The sequence below is a fragment of the Flammeovirga pacifica genome, from assembly GCF_000807855.2.
In the GTDB taxonomy this organism is placed as follows: domain Bacteria; phylum Bacteroidota; class Bacteroidia; order Cytophagales; family Flammeovirgaceae; genus Flammeovirga; species Flammeovirga pacifica.
Genome location: NZ_JRYR02000002.1, coordinates 1,185,604 through 1,207,930, shown reverse-complemented (window position 1 = coordinate 1,207,930; position 22,327 = coordinate 1,185,604). Strand labels below are relative to the sequence as shown.

11 protein-coding genes are annotated in these 22,327 nt (G+C 34.6%); 7 read left to right on the top strand and 4 right to left on the bottom strand.

Annotated features, from left to right (window positions below):
* Nucleotides 1–140: 140 nt before the first annotated feature.
* From NH26_RS23470 to kduI, 4 genes are all read right to left on the bottom strand, one after another.
* Nucleotides 141–1,334 (bottom strand): DUF4861 family protein, encoded by a 1,194-nt coding sequence (locus NH26_RS23470; protein ID WP_044217047.1) that lies wholly within the window; start codon nucleotides 1,332–1,334, stop codon nucleotides 141–143.
* A 12-nt stretch (nucleotides 1,335–1,346) separates the two neighbouring features.
* Nucleotides 1,347–2,690 carry an MFS transporter gene (locus NH26_RS23465; RefSeq protein WP_044217045.1) on the bottom strand — a complete coding sequence of 448 codons (1,344 nt, stop codon included), beginning with the start codon at nucleotides 2,688–2,690 and terminating at the stop codon, nucleotides 1,347–1,349.
* A 282-nt stretch (nucleotides 2,691–2,972) separates the two neighbouring features.
* A complete protein-coding gene (locus NH26_RS23460) occupies nucleotides 2,973–3,761 on the bottom strand; it encodes a gluconate 5-dehydrogenase (RefSeq protein WP_044217043.1) in 789 nt (262 codons plus the stop codon).
* A 136-nt stretch (nucleotides 3,762–3,897) separates the two neighbouring features.
* Nucleotides 3,898–4,734, bottom strand: a complete 837-nt coding sequence (kduI, locus tag NH26_RS23455) for a 5-dehydro-4-deoxy-D-glucuronate isomerase (protein ID WP_139263275.1) — start codon at nucleotides 4,732–4,734, stop codon at nucleotides 3,898–3,900.
* 334 nt (nucleotides 4,735–5,068) lie between these two features.
* Between kduI and NH26_RS23450 the strand changes: the two genes are divergently transcribed.
* The 7 genes from NH26_RS23450 (at nucleotide 5,069) to NH26_RS23420 (ending at nucleotide 22,228) form a co-directional block, all read left to right on the top strand.
* A complete protein-coding gene (locus NH26_RS23450) occupies nucleotides 5,069–6,109 on the top strand; it encodes a LacI family DNA-binding transcriptional regulator (protein ID WP_044217038.1) in 1,041 nt (346 codons plus the stop codon).
* Between the two features lie 450 nt (nucleotides 6,110–6,559).
* Complete coding sequence (locus NH26_RS23445) at nucleotides 6,560–9,229, top strand: CBM96 family carbohydrate-binding protein (protein ID WP_071397282.1); 2,670 nt, start codon at nucleotides 6,560–6,562, stop codon at nucleotides 9,227–9,229.
* Between the two features lie 487 nt (nucleotides 9,230–9,716).
* Nucleotides 9,717–13,817 carry a hybrid sensor histidine kinase/response regulator transcription factor gene (locus NH26_RS23440; protein WP_044217035.1) on the top strand — a complete coding sequence of 1,367 codons (4,101 nt, stop codon included), beginning with the start codon at nucleotides 9,717–9,719 and terminating at the stop codon, nucleotides 13,815–13,817.
* Nucleotides 13,818–14,009: 192 nt separating this feature from the next.
* A complete protein-coding gene (locus NH26_RS23435; RefSeq protein WP_052431685.1) occupies nucleotides 14,010–17,012 on the top strand; it encodes a SusC/RagA family TonB-linked outer membrane protein in 3,003 nt (1,000 codons plus the stop codon).
* Nucleotides 17,013–17,034: 22 nt separating this feature from the next.
* A complete protein-coding gene (locus NH26_RS23430; RefSeq protein ID WP_044217033.1) occupies nucleotides 17,035–18,606 on the top strand; it encodes a RagB/SusD family nutrient uptake outer membrane protein in 1,572 nt (523 codons plus the stop codon).
* Between the two features lie 4 nt (nucleotides 18,607–18,610).
* A complete protein-coding gene (locus NH26_RS23425) occupies nucleotides 18,611–19,807 on the top strand; it encodes a glycoside hydrolase family 88 protein (RefSeq protein WP_084812356.1) in 1,197 nt (398 codons plus the stop codon).
* A 54-nt stretch (nucleotides 19,808–19,861) separates the two neighbouring features.
* Entirely contained in the window at nucleotides 19,862–22,228 is a 2,367-nt protein-coding gene (locus NH26_RS23420) for a glycoside hydrolase family 2 protein (protein ID WP_199880292.1), read from the top strand.
* The last annotated feature ends 99 nt before the right edge of the window (nucleotides 22,229–22,327 follow it).

Genomic DNA, 22,327 nt, shown 5'->3' with positions numbered 1-22,327 from the left:
AGAAAGTACTAGAATATAACTTAAAGTCCATTCTAGTACTTAATAACTCAGCAAATTTTCTAAAATGGTTTATTTATCCAATAAATCCTTTTAGAGTGTATACAACTATATAAATTTTCGTTCTACTAAATATGTTTGATTTACTCTACCGTTACTTGTAGAGGATGCTTTGTTTTTATTGCAAAGTCGTTTAAGTAACTATTCCATTCTTCTTTAGACTGAAATTGTTGACTACCTTCCCATCCAAAACCAGCATAATAATCTACTATTTTTTGGTTTGGCTGAGTGATAACATATAAATGACTTAAATCTTTTTTATCAACCTCATGTCTACGAGCATCAGAAATAACATGTGGATTAATAACGATACCTGTACCCAGCATATGCTGATCAATTTTCTCCCAATAGCTGAAGTATCCTTGTTTAATATTCAGGTTAGATTCCCCTTTCTTATTATGTAAAGTAATACCTATAACAGTAGGAGGTAAAGGTTGATCACTTGTGAAATGTGATTGAAAGTGACATAAATTACTGCCTAAATCTAAGCTGATAATTTTTTTCTCTGCAACGCTATCCCCATCAATAAACCATTTTTCATAGTTTAATTCGAACATAGTTCTAATGGGTCCTTCTGCGATCTTTTTATAAGAAGAGAAGTTTTTAGAACAGAACAAAGTGTCAGAATTCCAAAATCCAATGCCACCAATACCTCTACTAATACCTACATGGTAAGGATCATACCCCTCTCCAGTATCTTTATGGTAAGAACCTGTTTTTGCAACATATTTACTGTACCATTTATTAATGATAGGATAATCCACTTTTTTTAACCAAGCATCAATACCACTAGTTAATGTACCTTGAGGCAGCTTTTGCTCCACTCTGCGTTGGGCGTCCGGTCCGTATGTTCTAAAAGCAACACGATCGTTTTCCCAAGCATAATCATCTGTTCTTTCAGGAACAAACCTTGAGTAGGTCATTAAAGTAGATGTAGGTTGTTGTTCTCCATCGTTTAATGGACGAATATTAAATCTCAGGGTCTCCATCGATTGTATATTCGTTTGAAAAAGCCATACATCGTTTTTACCATCCCCATTCGTATCCATCCATTGATTAACCAATAGCTTATTTTCTTTTTGATCGAAAATAGCTAATTTATCATACCCATATTGATCAATAAGAGCTTGAAAATCATTAGGATTTAATTCGATGGTTTCATGTAAACGATCTGAATTCAAGGGATTTGTGATAGTAATAGATGTACTCTTATTATTTTCACATCCAATTAGACCAAATGGTAATACTAGAATTAATATTTTAAAAAAGTTTCTCATCTTTCTCACGTATTAATTGTTGATTTTTGCCATTTCTAATTTTGGTAATATCAAATGAATGACACCAAGAATAATTAGATAAGAACAGCCGGCAATTAAGAACATCCAGAAGTAAGCTCCTGAACCATTTCCATCCAATAATTGTCCTAGAGCAAAATCTATTGCCATACCAGTAACCGCTCCAATCATACCACCAAAACCAACTACAGAGGCAACAGCTTCCTTAGGCATAGTATCAGATGCTACAGAAAATAAGTTAGCAGACCATGCTTGATGTCCTCCAGAGGCCAATGCTATAAGGCATGCAGCAATCCATTGGTTGTCTGTACTAGTTGCAAATACCACAGGAAGAATGCAAAGTGCACAAATAAGCATTGATATTTTACGAGCTTTATTAAGTGTCCATCCTTTATCAATAAAGAATCGAGAAAGATATCCGCCACCAATACTACCCAAATCTGCGACAACGTAAACAATCACTAACGCTGCACCAAGCTCCTTAATAGAAACTCCGAATTTATCGGTAAAAAACATTCCTGACCAGAACATAAAGAAGTACCAAACGCCGTCCGTCATTTTTCCTATAGAAAAGGCCCAAGTTTGTTTAAGCTGAATCAGGTTCTTCCAAGGTAATTTCTTCACCGCTTTCTCCTCCTCATTCATGTTCAGCTCATCTTGCTGTATGTAAGCAAGTTCTTCTTTAGATACGTTCTTATTTTCTTCTGGCTTTTTATAGATTGTAAGCCAAAGAACAACCCATATTGCACTCAAAGCACCTGTAACTAAAAAAGCATACTGCCAATTAGTACCATCTTCCAATACAATAGATGCAACAGCAATTGGTGCTAAAACAGCACCTACATTAGAACCGGCATTAAAAATACCAGTGGCCAATGCTCTATCTTTTTTAGGGAACCATTCTGCAACTGTTTTTACAGCGGCAGGGAAGTTACCCGCTTCACCAAATCCTAATCCAAATCGGGCAAGAATAAAACCTATTAATCCAAATGCAGGACGTAAACCTGCGTGAAGCATACCAAAAGTACTCCATATTGCGATAGATATGGTATAACCTATTCTTGTACCAAATTTATCTATAATTCCACCCATTGATAACATACCAATAGCGTAGGCACATTTAAAAGCAATATTGATAGTAGCGTAATCTGCTTTCGTCCAATTGAATAGTTTTTCTAGAGTTGGAGCTAAAACGCCAATAATACTTCTATCCATGTAGTTGATAGTCGTAGCCATGAAAAGCAATGCCAAAATTCGGAATCTATAATTCCCTGTTTTTTTTGGTGTTTGCTTATCATTAACTTCACCATCAACAAGTATTTCTTGATTAGTGTCCATAGTTATATAAATCTTATAAGTAAGTAGTCATTAAAAAGTATAAGTAAAATTCAAAGAGTTGTTAGTGTAGATGATCAATTAAATTTAATAATGCAATACAATTTAATTGTAGAATCTCAACATAGTTACCATTTCAATTACTTAAATATATTTAATTGTCTACTTATTTTTACATTTCATTTCGAATAATTTGATCAAATATGATCAATTATAAAGTGGAAGAGAGAAGTGAAGCTCATTGATAAGAGTTTCACTTTTCTTTATTGAAGAGAGTATTCAGTCTTATTCTTCACCGTGAGGTTTACCAATAGTAGCTAAAATACCACCATCAACATAAATAACTTGTCCATTGACAAAATTAGAGGCCGCTGACGATAAGAATACTGCAGTACCAGCTAAATCTGAAGGATCTCCCCATTTACCAGCTGGAGTTCTATTGATAATAAAGTCATTAAATGGATGACCATCTACACGGATTGGTGCTGTTTGTGAAGTAGCAAAGTATCCTGGTCCAATACCATTTACTTGAATATTATATTTTGCCCATTCTGTTGCTAGGTTTCTAGTAAGCATTTTTAAACCACCTTTAGCAGAGGCGTATGCACTAACACTATTTCTACCTAGTTCACTCATCATAGAGCACATATTGATGACCTTTCCACTTCCTCTTTCTTTCATACCTTTTGCCACGTATTTAGACATGATAAAAGGTCCAACAAGATCAATATCAATTACTTGTCTAAAGTCTTCTACATCCATTTCTAAAGCTGGAGTACGTTTAATGATACCCGCATTATTCACTAAGATGTCAATTGGTCCTACTTCTGCTTCTATTTTTGCGATTCCTTCTTTTACTTGGTCTTCTTTAGTGACATCAAAAGAGTAGGCTGCAGCCTCAATATCGTTGGCTAAGTATTCTTTTACTGCGTTGTCTAATTTATCTTGAAATACATCATTGATCACAATTCTTGCACCTGATTTGGCTAAACCTGTAGCTATTGCCATACCTAGACCATGAGTACCACCTGTTACTAATGCTACTTTTCCTGCTAAACTGAAATTTTGTATCATAATATATAATTTTTATGTTGAATGATTGGAAAAGAAGTCACAACAATCAGTATTATCCTAGAGTTGTTTGTTAGTTGTAGTTTAACGTTGTGACTTCTTGATTTTTGAAATGAAATATTTAATCGAAATATTGTTGTTATCTGAGTTCTGTAATGGCAAATTTATCCATGTCATCATAGTCTAAATTTTCACCAGCCATTCCCCAAATAAATGTGTAATTGCTTGTTCCTGCTCCAGAGTGCATAGACCAAACTGGTGAAACCACAGCTTGTTCGTTATGCATCCAAATATGTCTTGATTCTTCTTTTTGACCCATGAAATGACAGATTGCTTGATCTTCTGGTAATTCGAAATAGAAGTAAGCTTCCATTCTTCTATCATGAACGTGACCAGGCATTGTATTCCATACGCTACCAGATTTTAGTTCTGTCATACCCATTTGAAGTTGACAAGTATCTACCACACCATTGACCAATAGTTTATTGATAATTCTATGGTTAGAAGTTTCTGGTGCACCTAATTCTACTTTTTCTGCCTCTTCATTTGTTACTTTTTTAGTAGGAAATGATTTATGTGCTGGAGTAGAGTTCAGGTAAAACGATGCAGGTTTAGAAGAATCTACGCTTTTAAAAGAGACATCTTTAACTCCTCTACCCACATAAAGAGCTTCTTTAAAATTCAATGTGTGTACATCACCATCAACAATTACTAAACCTTGTCCACCTACATTTACGATTCCAAGCTCTCTTCTTTCTAGAAAGTAGTCTGCTTTTAAAGGATCAATTGGTTGAAGCTCCAAAGTTTGGTGAACTGGTTTTGCTCCACCAACAATGTATCTGTCTTCATGAGAGTAAGTGAGGTTGATACTGTCTTCTTCAAACACTTTCTCAATAAGGAAGTGCTCTCTTAGTTCTTTTGTATCGTATTTTTTAGCATCCGCTGGATGTACTGAGTACCTACATTCGTATTTCATAATTTCGATATTTTATAATTAATACAATCGATTGTAATCTTTGAAAAAATAAAAAGTCGTTGATTTGACTTGTTTTGATACTGTAATATTACAAATGTTTCTTTTACATTTCCAAATTTCTGCCAATAAAAATACAATCGATTGTATTTTTGGTATTTTAATTTCATATTTGTTGGAGTTATTTATACACATAAGCAATATGTAAATACTATTTATGTAGTATACTTGCAAGGTTGATGTCACTATTAAATGGTTAATTTGTAGACATCCAGAATGAATTAAACACTGAACTACTTTTGAAGTGCAACCACTTTAATAGGTAGATATATATATTATGGAGAATAAGAAATCGGTCACTATACATGACATTGCAAAAGAGTTAAAGATAGATAGTTCTACAGTATCGAGGGCACTAAACAATAATCCTAGAGTATCTGCAAAAACAAAAAAGATAGTTCAGGATAAGGCCAAGGAAATGCACTATCAACCGAATAATCTAGCCTCCAATTTAAGAACACAAAAATCAAATACTATTGGTATAATAGTACCCCATATTACTAAATACTTTTTCTCTACAGCGATTAGTGGTATTGAAGAAGAAGCACATAAAGCGGGGTATAATGTCATTATTTGTCAATCTAAAGACTCTGAAGAATTAGAAGCAAAAAACATCAATACTCTGATTTCTAGTAGGGTAGATGGTATTTTGATTTCTCCAGCGATTAAAACTTCTAAGATTGATCATATAGAAACAGCGATGAAAAGAAATGTGCCTATTTTCTTTTTTGACCGTTACATTAAAGGAATTGAAACAACTAAAGTAATTACGGATGACCGTACTACATCGAAAGAATTAACCCTACATTTATTAGAACAAGGGATTCAAAAGCTTGGTGTTTTGGCTGGTGATACTAAGGTAAGTATTTACGATAATAGAGTAAAAGGTATCTATGATGCCTTCAAAGAGTCAGGACTAAATACAGAAAGTAAACTTATTCTTCAGCAAATAAAGTTAGATGTAGACGACGCCCATGATGCAATCAATAATTGGGTACAAAATAAAGTAACGTTTGATGCTATTTTTGCCATGAATGATATGGCTGCAATTGGTGCTCAAATTGCCTTACAGGAAAACGGATACAAAGTACCGGATGATATATTAGTGGCAGGGTTTAGTAATGAACCTATAGCTAAATTAGTAAGTCCACCTATAACAACTGTACATCAGCCTGCTGCAGAAATTGGAAAATTGGCTGCTAAAAAGATCATTAATTATATCCAAGAAAGTGATACAAGTATTCTGGCTTCCGAAACAGCTGTACTTAAAAGTGAATTAATAATTAGAGCATCAACAGAAAAGAAGTCTACTACTTAATTATCTTTACTAAGTATTACCCAATAAATAATAGCTTATAAGAAAACTAATCATAGGATAACGAACATTATTATACTCTGATTGTTGTTTTTCATACTTTCTACTATCATTTGAAATAAATGAGGATTTGAAGGTTTTATGAGTGATAATATGTACGATTTTACCCGTAATAAAGACGATTGAACGATTTTACCCCCTTTTTTGGACTTTCAGATATCCCTCCTTTTCTACTTTGCGTCACTTAAATGTCAATCACACACTTAATGAGAGTGTGATTTTATGATGAGTAAGAGGAGGAAAGGGACAATAAAAACTAAATAAATTCCCTCTTCCATTCCAACTCAAAAGTCGTTGGTGATTTTTAAAATTCAGGTTTTAAAATTCATTTTAAGACTTGATGTAATCAGCAATGAAATGTTTTATTATTTACAACCAAAATTTAACAACACAATGTTTAAAACTAACTTAGGATGTCTCATTAAGAAGGCATCATCATTTGCTACTAAACAACTAAGTACAGGAGTTTTTCTGTGCGCACTCTTATTTACTTTACACACCAAAGCTTCAGCCGCAACAATTAATGTAAGTAATTCTCAACAACTAATTGATGCTTTAAAGAATGCAGCATCTGGAGACGAAATTGTTTTAGCAAGTGGTACATATACTACTTCGGCATCCACCTATTACTACCCTTTACTTAGCTATTATTCGGGTATTGATAGTGATATCGCATCTAGAACTGCCTACTTCAGGGGATCGCAAAGTAACATTACTCTGAGAAGTGCCAACCCTTCTAATCCTGCTATTCTAGCCGGTTCAGGTTGGAATGTTGATGGTTACGTGCTACATGTAACTGGAAGTAATTGGGCGATCAAGGATTTAATTATCAAAAATGGAGCGAAGGGGCTTATCCTTGATAACTCTAGTAATTCTATGATACAGAATGTAGAAATTTATGATATTGGCCAAGAAGGTCTTCATGTCAGAGATCATTCTCATGATTGTATTATTGATAATATTTTTATTCATGATGTAGGAAAACGAAACGATGGATTTGGCGAAGGTATTTACATCGGATCTGACAACTCTGTTTGGTGGGAAGGTGATGGAAATAATACGGGTGAAAAAGGGAAACGCTACAGAAGGGCATGCCATAATACACTTGTAAAGAACAGTACTTTTGGTCCTAATATTTCTGCAGAACCAGTAGAGATTAAGGAAGGTTCTGAAAACACAATTGTAGAAAATTGTATCATCCGAGGGTCAGGTATTTCAGGAGCTAACTTTGCTGATAGCCACTTAGACATCAAGGGTACATTTACCCAAATTAGAAATAATACATTCTACCAAGATGGGAACAGTGGAATTGCTCGTTCAATTATGATTGTCCCTAGACAAGGTGCGGGAGTTGCCCAACAATATACAGCACATGATAACTACATTTATGGCAACACCTTCGAATTGAATTCTAGTGGTGTCGAAATAGCCGTTGCCAATAATGGTTCAGAAGATATATACGCTTGGAACAATACTAGAATACCTTCAGATGGAGATTTTTATAATAGTAGAATTAATGATTTTGAGCCTTCAGTGATTAAGACGGGTAGTGCTGCAAAAGGAAGTTCTTGCCACATCGCAACGCCTGAAAGAGGATATGAATTGACGGGAAGCAGTGGTAGTTTTAGCTTTGAAATTCTTACAGAAGAAGGTTTTACAGTCAGTTCTGATCAAAGTTGGATGTCAGCTTCTAGAAGCGGAAACACTATTACAGTTAATTATAATAGTAACTCTAGTGGGTCGAATCGTTCTGGTAGAATTACTATTAATGGATGTTTAGATACCTATGTAACTATTGATCAAACTACAGATTCATCGTCAGTTTGTTCTTTAGTGGTAGGAAATACTTCTTTATCGTTTACAGAAGTTGCAGGAAGTGCGAGTATTACGGTCACATCCGAGGAAACATTTACAGTAAGTGATGATCAATCATGGCTGACAGCTACAATAAATGGAAATGAGGTACTTATCAGTGCATCAGAAAATACTTCTGAAACCACACGTACAGCATTAGTAACAGTGGTAGGGTGTGAAACTCAAACAATTGCAGTAACACAATCTGGAACTACTTCTATTTGTACATTATCTGTTTCAGAATCAAGTTTAAGTTTTGGTAGTAATGCAGTAAGTCAAAATATCAATGTTACTTCTACTGAAAATTTCACCGTATCTTCTTCTCCATCTTGGATTTCTACTGCAGTAAATGGTAGTACGCTTACTATTAATGTAAGCGAAAATACGGCTAGTTCTTCAAGAAATGCTACGATAACAGTTTCCGGTTGTCAGAATAAAGTGGTTATTATCACACAAGAAGGGGATACACCATCATCTGGAGGAACGACAATTAATGTTGCAGCCGATTCATATGTTAGAGAAGATAAGCCCACCAGAAATTATGGGACGTCTACTTCTATTAGAACAGTTAATTTAAATAACGACAGCCAAGAATGTTATTTAAAATTTGACCTATCGGGTATTTCTTCAGGAAATGTTAATTCAGCGCAACTTAGTTTGTTTCCTTATTCAGGCAAAAGAGTGAATAATAATTTACATGTAGCCAACTCCAATTCTTGGTCAGAAACAGCTCTTACTTGGGAGAATAAACCTTCTTATGGAGGATCAATTGCCAATTGGTATATTGATGATGACGACCAATTTTTCTACATTGATATCACTAATCTAGTAAAATCGAATGCAGGAGGAGATTTGACATTAGTGATTACAGGAGCATCTGAGGACGATATAAGATATAGAAGTAAAGAGTCAGGAAATAACGCTGCAACTATTTTGATTAATGGAGGACAAAGTAATGTAAGGCTTCATAATCAGTCTATTGTAATTGAAGATGATTTAATGACAGCAACTCCTTTTACGGTGTACCCAAATCCAAATAGCACATCTACTTTAAAGGTTTCTGGAGCTGATGAAAAGGTATATATTTTAAATCTTCAAGGAAGTATGGTGTTGAGTTCAGTAGAACAAACAATTGATATTTCAAGTCTAGCCCCTGGTTTTTATATTGTAAAATCAGGAAATCAGACCACCAAACTGATCAAACAATAATGAAGATGGGCCAGTAATTATTTTTATCAAAAATGAATGGCTATTTCCCACCTCTTATGAGTAAATATAAGAGGTGGGAAAATTTTTAAAACGTGTTCTCAATACTTGTCCTTGTGATGAATAGATAGACAATGATTTATTGAAAAAATGAAAAGAATTGAATGTGTATCGTTTGTTATTTGTAAATAGACTACCAATAACTTTTTTTTAATTGTAAACATTGTTAATTTAATGATGAAATCAACGATTGACTAATGCATTATATTATTGAATACTAACGAATTGATTTTTTTTTAATAATGCATTTATGATGACTATATAGGGGCTATTTTCTCACTTTCAAATTCTATAAAAACAGTACGTATATAAGAATAAACTCTGTCTTGTCCATTTATTCTTATCAACGAATACGGTTTGTTACATTCATTTAGCATTTATGTGCTACTAGCATCTAGCTCTCATCATTTTTTGAAATGAAAGGAATATTATGAAAAATTGGAGAATTGTATTATTTGTATGTTACTACTTTATCGCATCAGTAGCTGCAGAATCATTACCAGATCGACTACAATATAAATATTTAAATACTAAACACGGGTTATCTCAAAGTAACGCCATCACCTTAATTGAAGACAATCAAGGAATGATTTGGATAGGAACTAGAGATGGATTAAACCGTTATGATGGAAAAAAAATAGAGATTTTTAGAAATGATCCGAAAGACTCTAATTCCTTATCGAATAGTGATATTTTGGATTTAGCACTAGACCCACAACATGGGTTATGGATTGGTACTTATTATGGTTTAAACTACTATAATATTCATCAGAAAAAGTTTACAAGGTATTTATCGGGTACTTCAGATTCAGATAATATTTCGAACAATACCGTGCGTTCAGTCACTACTTTACCGAATGGTAATATATTGGTTGGAACTAGGGATGGTCTGAATGTGCTAGATGTAAAAACCGGTAAATTTTCTAAATTCTTTCACAGAGACAATGACCTTCATTCTATTCCTGATAATCATATTTTTAAAGTATTTGTTGATGCACAACAGAAAATTTGGGTGGGTACAGCTAAAGGACTTTGTATCATGCGTCCTATCCAAAATGGGTATACTTTTGAGCAAGTGGAATTACTGAATGGGAAGGAAGTTTACGTACAAGAAATCTTGGAAGATAAAGACCATAATATATGGGTGGGTACCCTCGGTGATGGACTTATTAAGATCGGCAGTAACTACAAAACATTGCGTCATTATAAAAAAGAGAATAGTACTTTTTCGAATAATAATGTTCGTGCATTGGCATTTGACCAACATGATAGACTTTGGGTAGGCACTTATAATGGTCTCGATATTTTGGAACCTTCAGGAGAATTAATCACCTCTTACTCTTCTTTTTATAACACTAATGCCCTCTCTGGAAATAAGGTAAAAAGTTTATTGTGTTCTAAAGATGGTACAATATGGATTGGTACTTATTATGGAGGGGTGAATATTTGGAATGAGGGTAATTTTAATTTTAGTTTCATTAATCAAAAAACCACAAATAATAGATTTACTCATAACGTTATCAGTTCTATAGAAGAATTGAAAGGGAAATTATATTTTGGTACGGAAGGTGGAGGAATCATTATATGGGATAAGCAGAAAGATCAATTCACTACCTATAATACTCAGACTTCTTCATTAAAAAGTGATATTACTAAAAGTTTAAAAGTAGATACAATTAGAGATGAACTTTGGGTGTGTACTTTAGATCAAGGGATTTCAATTTTTGATGTCAAAAAATCTAGATTTACTCATTTTATCAATGATAAAAATGGTTTAAGTCATAATGCAGTATATGATGTTATTCAATGGGATAAAGATCGATTTTGGATTGCTACTTTTGGTGGAGGACTCAACCTTTACAATCGCTCAAAGAATAAAGTAGAACAAGTATTTACTCCTAAAAACAGCCAATTGTCTGATGAAATGATTCGAACAATGCTGCTTGATAAAGATAAGAATCTGTGGTTGGGTACTCAAAATGGATTGACCTATTTAGCACTTGATAAAAAGACAAATCAAGTACTGCAAACCAAACAATATTTTTTTGATGCAAAGAAAGGAATTAGTGCGGATATAATTGAGATATTCCAAAGCGGAAGTGGAGATATTTATGTAGGAACCAGGGTGTATGGCCTTCAAAAGTTATCAAACGATCGTTTTCATGAAATTGATTTATTTTCTGAATTATCCTCTTCTAGTCAATACATTCATGCCATTGAAGAAGATGAAAAAGGAATACTTTGGATCAGTTCCAATAACGGAATTATGCGATATGACCCCTTAACCAATCAAAAGAAAATATACCAAGAATCTGACGGATTAATCTCGAAAGGATTCAATAATAAAGCCTCGAAATTGGGGAGTGACGGTTTAATGTATTTTGGAGGTCCAAACGGAATCACCACATTTAACCCCAAGTCAATTTTAGAAAATGATTACGCTCCCGAAGTTCAGTTGATGAATATTTGGGTGAACAATCAAATGATTTTGCCGAACGATTCCACCCAAATTCTAAATCAAGCCATTGGAGAAACGAAACAAATAGAATTAGCGCATGATCAATCGAATTTCACTTTAGATTTTGCTTTTACTAATTATATCAACTCAGAGAAAAATAAATTCATTTATCGTATTAAAGGATTGGATAACCAGTGGAAACAGACAGGGAATTCGAAAGCTAATTTTACGATTCAACAAGCAGGAAATTATGAATTCCAAATAAAAGGAGTGAACAGCGACGGGGTGGAGAGTACCCAATTAAAAGTTTTAAAAATTAAAGTACATCCAGCTCCTTGGTTTTCTATGTGGGCTATCATTTTGTATGTTATTTTGCTAGTAATCATTTCATTAGGGATTTATCTTGTGATGAAAAGGCAAACGAGCTTGCAGTATGAATTAGAGTTAAATCATAAAATAAACTTGCAGCAACAGGAAATCAATAGAAGTAAGTTACAGTTCTTTACTAATATTTCTCATGAATTCAGAACGCCTCTTACTTTAATATTAGGCACTTTGGAGCAAGTGATTGCTGAATACAAAGGAAGTAACACCGTATTTAAAAGACTCTCTATCATTCAAAGTAATACCCAACAGTTAATGAAATTAATTAATCAGTTGATGGATTTTAGAAAGATGGAGAATGATAAATTAGTTTTGGAAGTGGTGGAAGATGATTTAGTACAATTTTCAAAAACCATATTTCAGTCCTTTCAATCATTAGCCTCTGAAGGGGGGTATGACTATGAGTTTAAGTGTGATAAAGAGCACATTGATTTATATTTTGATCCTCATAAATTAGAAAGAGTTTTTTACAATTTGTTGTCAAATGCTTTTAAGTATACTCCATCAAAAGGGAAAGTATCATTTAGTATAACAGAACATCAGGAAAAAGTATTTATCGTAGTAGAAGATACAGGGAAAGGTATTCCGAATGAATATAAAACAAAAATTTTCGAACGCTTTTATCAGGTTTCCGAAGAATTAAGGAAGAACCAACAAAATTATGGAACAGGATTGGGTTTAGCGATTTCTAAGAGTATTGTCGAGTTACACCAAGGCGAACTTACAGTAACAAGTGAAGAAGATAAAGGAAGTAGCTTTGCCATAGTTTTACATAAAGGAATAGACCATCTACAAGATCAAAATATCACTTTTAAAAATACATCTTCTTATGCCTTCGAAAATAAAAATCAAGAGGGGATAGCACAAAAAGGTACTGAAGTGAAATTGAAACAACTTGTGAATGATAAGGATAAGTCTACAGTTTTGGTGGTAGAAGACAATACACAGGTAAGAGATTTTATTGTAGAACTTTTGTTGGAAGAGTATAATGTAATAGAAGCTGAAAATGGAGAAGTAGGCTTGAAAAAAACATTGGATCATCATCCAGATTTAATTATAAGTGATGTGATGATGCCTGTTATGGATGGAATTACTTTTTGTAAGCAAGTGAAAACGGATATTCATACAAGTCACATTCCTGTAATACTATTAACTGCAAGAACTGCTGATCAATTTAAATATGAAGGGTTAGAAATGGGAGCGGATGATTACATGAGTAAACCCGTTAGTATTGCAGAACTAAAATTGAAAGTAAGAAACCTTTTGAAATTTGTTGACAGCTTAAAGAATAAATTTAAAGACGAAGGTCTTGTCAGGCCAAGTGAAATGACGATCTCTTCTGTAGATGAAGAGTTGCTGGAAAAGGCCATTGAAATAATGAATGAAAATATAGGGAATCAGTTTTTTAATGTAGAGCAATATGCCGAAGATCTTGGGTTAGGAAGAACCATGTTGTTTACCAAAATAAAGAAATGGACAGGCTTAACACCGAATGAATTTATATTGGCTATGCGTATGAAGCAAGCAGCGCAATTAATAGAACTGAATAAAATCAATATTTCACAGGTTTGTTATAAAGTAGGTTTTAAAGATCCGAAGTATTTTTCTAAATCTTTCAAAAAATACCATGGCTGTACTCCTTCGGTTTACAGTAAAAAATTTAGAGAAAACATCGATATAGACCATTAAGACGCTATTTTGTACTATTTTATCCCTTTTTTTGAACAATTTTAAACTTATCACCGCCTTACTTGCCTAAAAATTATCAAGTGTTATATCGACATTTCATTATGTCGTTTTAGTATGAAATGAATAACTATTACTCTTCAATAAATAAGCTTGATAATTCAGTAAACTTATTGAATTTATAAACTAAATATTATGAGATTGAAAAATCGACTTTCAAAGGTTCGCTATTTGGCCTATGCTATTTTTTTCTTTTTGTGTTTAAACGCCCAAGCACAAACATCTTCTGAGGTGAAATTTATCACCGGTACTATTACTGCAGAAGATGATAAAATGGGTTTACCTGGAGTTTCTGTGGCTATTGAGGGAACTACAAATGGCGTCATCACTAAAATGGATGGTAGCTTTACTATTGAAGCCAAAGCGGAAGACATTCTATTGATTTCCTTTATTGGTTACGAATCGCAAAGAGTAACAGTAGGAAGTAGAACTGTTATTAATGTGGCTTTACCTACACACACAGAATCATTAGAAGAAGTGGTGGTAGTTGGTTATGGAGCTGTTCGTAAAAGTGATGTATCTGGCTCTGTTGCCTCTGTAAAATCAGAAGACTTAGCAGCTTACCCGGTTTCTTCTGCAGTAGAAGGATTACAAGGTAGAGCAGCAGGTGTTCAAATTTCATCAGCAAATGGAGGACAACCTGGAGCAGGTTTCAACATTAAAGTAAGAGGGGGGACATCAATTAATGCTAGTAGTAACCCTTTAATTGTAGTAGATGGTTTTGTAGGTGGTGAAATGCCTCCTGCGGAAGATATTGCCTCTATGGAAATTCTAAAGGATGCTTCTTCTACAGCAATTTATGGATCTAGAGGTGCCAACGGTGTGATCTTGATTACTACTAAAAATGGTACATCTGGTGAAGTAAAGGTGGATGTTAACACTTCGTACACTACACAACAAGCGTCTAATAAGTTAGACTTATTGAACGGTCAGCAGTTTGCTAGTTACATGAATGATTTTCAAGATTATGATTATCAAGGAAGCAATACAGATTGGCAGGATGAGATTTTTAAAACAGGAGGAATTTCAAATACTCAAGTATCAGTAAGTGGTGGTTCAGAGAATGTGAAATATTACATTTCAGGTACTTATTTTGATCAAAAAGGTATTTTGGAAAGCTCTGGATTTAAGAGATATTCTATTAATTCTAATGTGAATGTAAATCTATCGAGCTGGGTAAAAGCAGGTGTTAGTGTTTATGCTAGAAGAGGAACAACCAATGGTGTAAATACACAAGAAACATCTGGTGGTTCAGGTAATGCAGGTGTGATTAGTTCTGCTTTTAGGTTTAACCCTGATTTAGGGATTTATGATGCAAACGGAAATTATACAGTGTCTACAGTGGGTGATGAAATTGACAACCCTGTAGCCATGACTAAAGAGTATACTAGAGAGAAAGTAACCGATCGTTTACAATCAAATACTTACTTGGATTTTAAATTTGCTCATTGGTTAAATTTTAAAACAACATTAGGTTTAGGAGTAACTAACTCTAGAGAAGGAGAATTCTGGCCTACTACCTTAATCAAAGGTGAAAACGCCAACGGATTAGCTGGTATACAGAATAGAAAGAATTCATCAGTATTAACTGAGAACTATTTCACTATTAAAAAAGAAACGGATAAGCATCGTTTAAATTGGGTGAATGGTTTCTCATATCAAAAAGAATCGGAAGAATTTTCTTCAGTATCTTCTCAAAATATGATTTCAAATTCGGGTAGTTTTTGGGCACTTCAGCAAGGAGGTACACCCAATACACCTTCTTCAGCACTGACGGAATCAAGCATTATGTCTTTCTATTCTAGAGCAAATTATACTCTTAATAACAAGTATATTTTTACGGTAACTGCTAGATATGATGGTGCTTCTAATTTTGCAGAAAATCAAAAATGGGCATTCTTTCCGTCTGCAGCCGTTGCTTGGGACATCAATCAAGAAGCCTTTATGCAAAACCTAGATAAGTTTTCTGAATTTAAACTGAGAGCGAGTTATGGTATCTCTGGTAATCAGGCAATCGATCCTTATCAATCATTGGCTCGTTTAGATCCTACTTATTCAATCGATCCAGGGCAGAACGCTCTTAAGATTGGTAACTTCGCTTCTCCAGACCTTACTTGGGAAACTACTTCACAAGTGGATATTGGGGTAGATGTAGGGATTGTGAATGGTAGAGTAACTTTATCTGCCGATTACTACGATAAAAACACAGAAGACTTATTGTTCTTTAGACAATTACCAACTGTTGCAGGTTTAAAAGGACAATTACAAAATGTAGGTTCAGTAAATAACTCAGGTTTTGAAATCATGTTACGTACTAACAACCTAGTAGGTGAGTTTGAATGGGATACTGAATTTGTATTCTCTCGTAACAGAAACCAAGTAACATCTTTGCCTGACTCTACTGAATTCTATGGTAATTCTCCTGCACATATGTTGTTAGGTGATGATACTCAGTTATTAGTGGAAGGTCAACCTGTAGGAGTATTTTACGGATACAGATATTTAGGTGTATATCAAGAAGGTGATAACTTTATTGAAGGTTCTGGTTTTGAAAATGAAGCTGGAGGAGAGCGTTTTGCAGACTTAAATGGTGATGGAGAATTAAATGCAGATGACAGAGAAATCATTGGTGATCCTAACCCTGATTTTACTTGGTCTTTAAACAACAGTTTCAGATACAAAAACTTTGATTTAAACCTTTATATCCAAGGTGCTCACGGACAAGATATGGTGAGTTACACGCACATGGAGTTAGAAACAATGTCGGGTAAAGGTAATTCAACTACTGCCGCATTAAACCGTTGGACTCCTGAAAATAGAAACACGGATATTCCAAGAGCTAATACCGCTAGACCTTACAGAATGTCTGATCGATTTATTTATGATGCAAGCTTTATCAGATTAAAGAACGTTGCTTTAGGGTATACTTTCCCAAAAACTGCGATCAAGAAAATCAAGCTTAGATCATTACGTGTTTATGCTAGTGCTCAAAACTTACTAACATTTACAGATTACCCTGGTTTAGACCCTGAAGTAGGTTACGGAAGCGGTTCGAACTCGAATAGAAATTTAGGAGCAGACTATGGTAGTTATCCTAATGTAAAAGGATACACTTTTGGTATCAATATCGGTCTTTAATTCACTACTAATCAATAATAAAATGAAAAATAAATTTATATATATCATCTTATTATCCTTAGGTGTAATGATGAATTACTCTTGTGATAATCTAGAAGAAAAACCAGTAGGTGTACTATCTCCTGGGGAATTATTTAATACACCATCTGATTTGATGTTGAGTGTAAATGGTGGCTATTCACTATTAGGACATGAGGCATTTTGGGGAAGAAAATTACCATTAACATTATTGTTAAGAGGTGATATGGCTACCATTGGTGATATGGGTACTTCGAGTAGAAGAATAGAAGTAGACCAAATGAGTATGAGCGCAAATAATGGTATGGTTTCGGCTTTTTGGCCAAAAGGTCATGAGATTATTGGTGCAGTAAATGTAGCTATTGAAGGGGCAAAGATTGTGAACGGAGATGAAGAAAAAGTCAATGAGGTTGTAGCTGAGGCCTACTTTTTAAGAGCATTTATCTATTACAATTTTGTGAGATTATTTGGTGCTCTACCTTATGTGGACGAAGGTATTACTAATCCGGATGATGCTTACAATATGCAAGAGGTTCCTGAAGAGGTGGTTTATGCAGGTATTATCGAAGACCTTGAGTTTGCTAAACAATGGTTGCCCGATCAGCCAAGCATGAGATCTCGTCCTGGTAAAGGTACAGCAGCAGGCTTTTTAGCTTCTGTGTATTTAACTGTAGGAGAATATGAAAAGGCCTATCAAGAAGCAAAATATGTGATTGATAATAGCGGTACATTTAACTACAATTTGGAAGGAGATTTTGCTGCTCTTTTTGATCCGTCAATTGCAGGTGCTTCTAATGAAGTATTGTTTGAGATTGATTCTAAAGGGGGTGATGGTGCAGGTGTTCCTAGCTCTTTAGGAGGTGGAAATGCAGCTACAGATTTTATGGCACCGGTTACTGGTCCTAGAAAAGATGAGCGTTTTAGCTTTAATGATGGATGGAGTGTTGCAGTGCCGTCTCTAAAAGTATTTGAGACTTGGGATGAAAAAGATTATCGTCGTTCTGTAAGTTTTGATACTACAATAATGTTTAAAGGTGAAATGATACCTTTTACGGATTTCCCAACAGCAGATACAAGAAATGTAGCTAGACCTTATATAGCGAAATACTTTAGGGCGAGTGGAGAAGCAGGTACTCCTGCAGGTAGAAATGGTAGAGATTCTGAAATTGATTATCCAGTCATGAGATATGCAGAAGTATTATTAATTGCGGCAGAGGCGTTAAACGAAACTAGCGGTCCAACGGCTGAAGCACAAGGTTATATTAATACTGTACGTGAAAGAGCAAGAAGAGAATTAGATACAGATGGATCTAACGACAGTGCTTATCCAGTGAATATTTCTGGTGGATTGTCTCAAGATGATTTTAGAACAGCAGTTTTAGAAGAAAGAAGATTAGAGCTGGCATTTGAATTTGGTAGATGGTATGATATCAAGCGTCTTCAATTAGGCCCAGAAGCTTTTGGGGCAAATGGATTGGAGCAACAAGCATTTGATCCTTCGAAAGATTACTTGATGCCAAAGTATCAACAAGATGTAGATAGAATGCCAAATATTTCTCAAAATCAAGGTTACTAGATTTATGAATTATTTTAAATGCTTAATAGGAATTGTGCTGTTTGGATGTGCAGCAAGTAACGGAAATAATACCGGAGGGGATACAGCAAAAGCAAATGAGCATTATGAAATTTGGAACTCGAGCGTTGATGCTCGAGTTCCTAACATGCTCAAATACAAGGTAGATTCCGTTAGTTTCCCTCGTAGCCTCGAGAAAGACGGGGTGACCAGAAAAAGACCCTCAAAAGATTGGACGTGTGGTTTCTACCCAGGTTCTCTAATTCAGATGTTTCATATCACTGGGGATTCCATTTTTCTAGATCAGGCCAATTTATGGTTGCCTTATGTAGAGAAAGAACAATGGAATGCAGGTACTCATGATATGGGTTTTAAAGTGTTTTGTAGTATTGGAGAAGCATATAAAGTCTCTAAAAACAAACATTTGGAGGAAGTACTTCTACAAAGTGCTAAAACTTTAAGTACTCGATTTAACCCAGAAGTAGGTTGTATTAAATCATGGGATTTCGGTCAAGACCGATGGACCTATCCTGTGATTATTGATAATATGATGAACTTAGAGTTACTATTTGAAGCCTCTTTAATTTCTGGCGACTCTTCATTCCATGATATTGCAGTTTCTCATGCAGAGAATACCATGCAAAATCATTACAGAGAAGACAACAGTTGTTATCATGTTTTAGACTACAATCCTAAAACTGGTGAAGTAGAAAACTTTTTGACCCATCAAGGTTTAAATGTCAATTCAGTTTGGTCTAGAGGACAAGGTTGGGGTTTGTATGGATTTACAATGTGTTATCGCTATACAAAAGATGAGCGTTTCCTAAAACACGCACAGAAAATAGCTAGTTTCATTATGAATCAACCTAATATGCCTGAAGATAAGGTGCCTTATTGGGATATGCATGCACCTAAAATTCCAAATGCTTTTAGAGATGTTTCATCGGCTTCAATATATGCATCTGCTTTATACGAACTCTATACTTATACTAATGAAGATGCTTACCTCATTTATGCAGATGAGATTCTCACTTCTTTAGGGAATGAACAGTATGTATTAAATAACATTGATGCACCATTTATTTTAGATCATAGTACAGGGGATTGGCCCAAAAATGATGAGATTGATACATCAATAGCTTATGCAGATTACTATTTTCTAGAAGCGATAAAAAGAAGAAAATCATTGGAAATAAACATGTAAAAAGTGAAGAGGATGGAGAAAGTGTATGTACTGGTTCTTATGGTTTTTACACTAATGTGTACAACAATTACGAATGCCAGAGAGATAAAAAATATAAACAAAGGGTGGTATTATTTAGAGCAACCTATTGAAGATGTGAAAGAAGTGTCTTCATCTGGTTCTTGGGAATCTATTCATCTTCCTCATACTTGGAATGATAAAGATGTGATAGATGCTGTACCAGGTTATAGAAGGTCTTTAAGTTGGTATAAAAAAGTATTGCATTTTGATAAACTAGATAATCAAAGGAGGTTTATTTATTTTGAAGGATCAAATATAACTACTGAAGTATTTGTCAATGGAAAAAAGGCAGGGCAACATATTGGTGGTTACATAGGTTTTGAAATTGAAATGACAGAATTCCTTACTGAAGGAGATAATGAAATTTTAGTCAAAGTCGATAACAGTTATAATCCTCAAATCATCCCTTCTCAAAAATCAGATTTTTTTATCTACGGAGGCATTACTAGAGATGTATGGCTAAAAACGGTAAGCCCAGTATATGTGGAAGATGTAAAGGTCACTCTTGGAGAAGTATCTCATAAAAAAGCAGTAATAGACCTTTCTGTTCAACTAGATGGTGTACTACAACACAAAACCTCAATTCGTATTTCAGTAAAAGACCCGAAAGGGAATATTGTCGCGACCGTAAAAACGAAAGCAGACAATAATATCAAAGAGCAATTGGTATTGACTGATCCTACTTTGTGGAGTACATCATCCCCTCATCTCTATTCTGTAAATGTGGTATTACATGATAAAAAAGATACCAGTGATCAATTATCTACATCATTTGGGGTGAGATGGTTTGAATTTAAAAAGAATGGCCCATTTTATTTAAATGGAGAACGATTATTATTAAGAGGTACTCACAGACATGAGGAACATGCTGGCGTAGGTGCAGCTATGAGTAATGCACTCCACCGAAAAGACATGGAAATGATTAAAAGCATGGGAGCCAACTTTGTGAGATTAGCCCATTACCCTCAAGATCCAGAAATATATAAAGCTTGTGATGAATTAGGTATTCTAGTGTGGGATGAAGTGCCTTGGTGTAGAGGTGGTGTCGGAGATGAAACATGGAAAGCCAATACCAAGCAAATGCTGAAAGAGATGATTGATCAAAATTATAATCATCCTAGTATTATCATTTGGTCTTTGGGTAATGAAATCTATTGGCTACCTGATTTTGAAGGGGGAGATGATGTGAATAAAATGAATGCATTCTTAACAGAAATGAATGATTTGTCGCATACATTAGATCCTACTCGTAAAACAGCCATCAGAAAGTATTATGATGGAGCCAAGATTGTTGATGTTTTTAGTCCATCAATATGGTCTGGCTGGTACAGTGGTGCTTACACAAATTATAAGACGGTAGTGGATAAGTCAATCCAAGATTATAATCACTTTTTCCATATGGAATATGGAGGGTCTAGTCATTTAGGCAGACACACAGAAAATCCAATTACTGGTGAAGGAGTGATACAAGCTGACCATTGGGAAGAAGAAGTCAATCAAATAGAAGTGAAAAGTATCTCTAAAATAGGTGATTGGAGTGAAAACTACATCGTAGATCTTTTTGATTGGTATTTGAGTGTAAGTGAAACACATCCCGACTTTGTGGGAAATGCACAGTGGGCATTTAAAGATTTTGGTACCCCTTTACGTCCAGAAAATGATATCCCTTATATGAATCAAAAAGGACTATTGGATAGAGCAGGTAACCCCAAAGATGCATTTTATGTATTTAAAAGTTATTGGTCAGATGAACCATTTTCTTATATAGAGTCCCATACTTGGACAGAACGATCGGGTAAAAAGGGGCGACCAAGAAATGTATGTGTTTACAGTAATAATGCAAAAGTAGAATTCTTCCATAACGGTAAGAGCCAAGGAATTAAACAGCGTAACATAAAGGAGTTTCCTGCGTGTGGTTTAAATTGGGATATACAGTTTGAAGAAGGAGAAAATAAGCTTTTCTGTATAGGTTACGACGAGAATGAGGTAGAAGTTTCCAGAGATTCTATGGTGGTAAATTATAGTTTTGAAAAAGCTGGGACACCTTATGAAATACAACTTAGCACTCAACTTATGGAAAATGGTCGTTATTTATTAATCGCCGTAACAAGAGATAAAGAAGGTAGAAGGTGTTTAGATTATGAAGAAAGGGTCTATTTTCAATGCTTGAATGGAGGAGAACTGATACAAAATCAAGGTACTCCAAATGGAAGTGCATCCATTAAAATGGCCAATGGAAAAGCGGTCATAGAAGTACAGCCACATGCATCAGCCCAAAAGCTTCAATTAGGTGTTTTAAATCAAAATTTTAAAGGAACTTATATTGAAGTGAAACTGGAAAACAATACAGTAGAACAATAATACCCGAGTTCATCGAATATAATGTGGAATGGCAGTGATGTATCATCCATTTTATTTGTAGATACATTAGATCTCAAATAAGACCCATTTGGTCATATT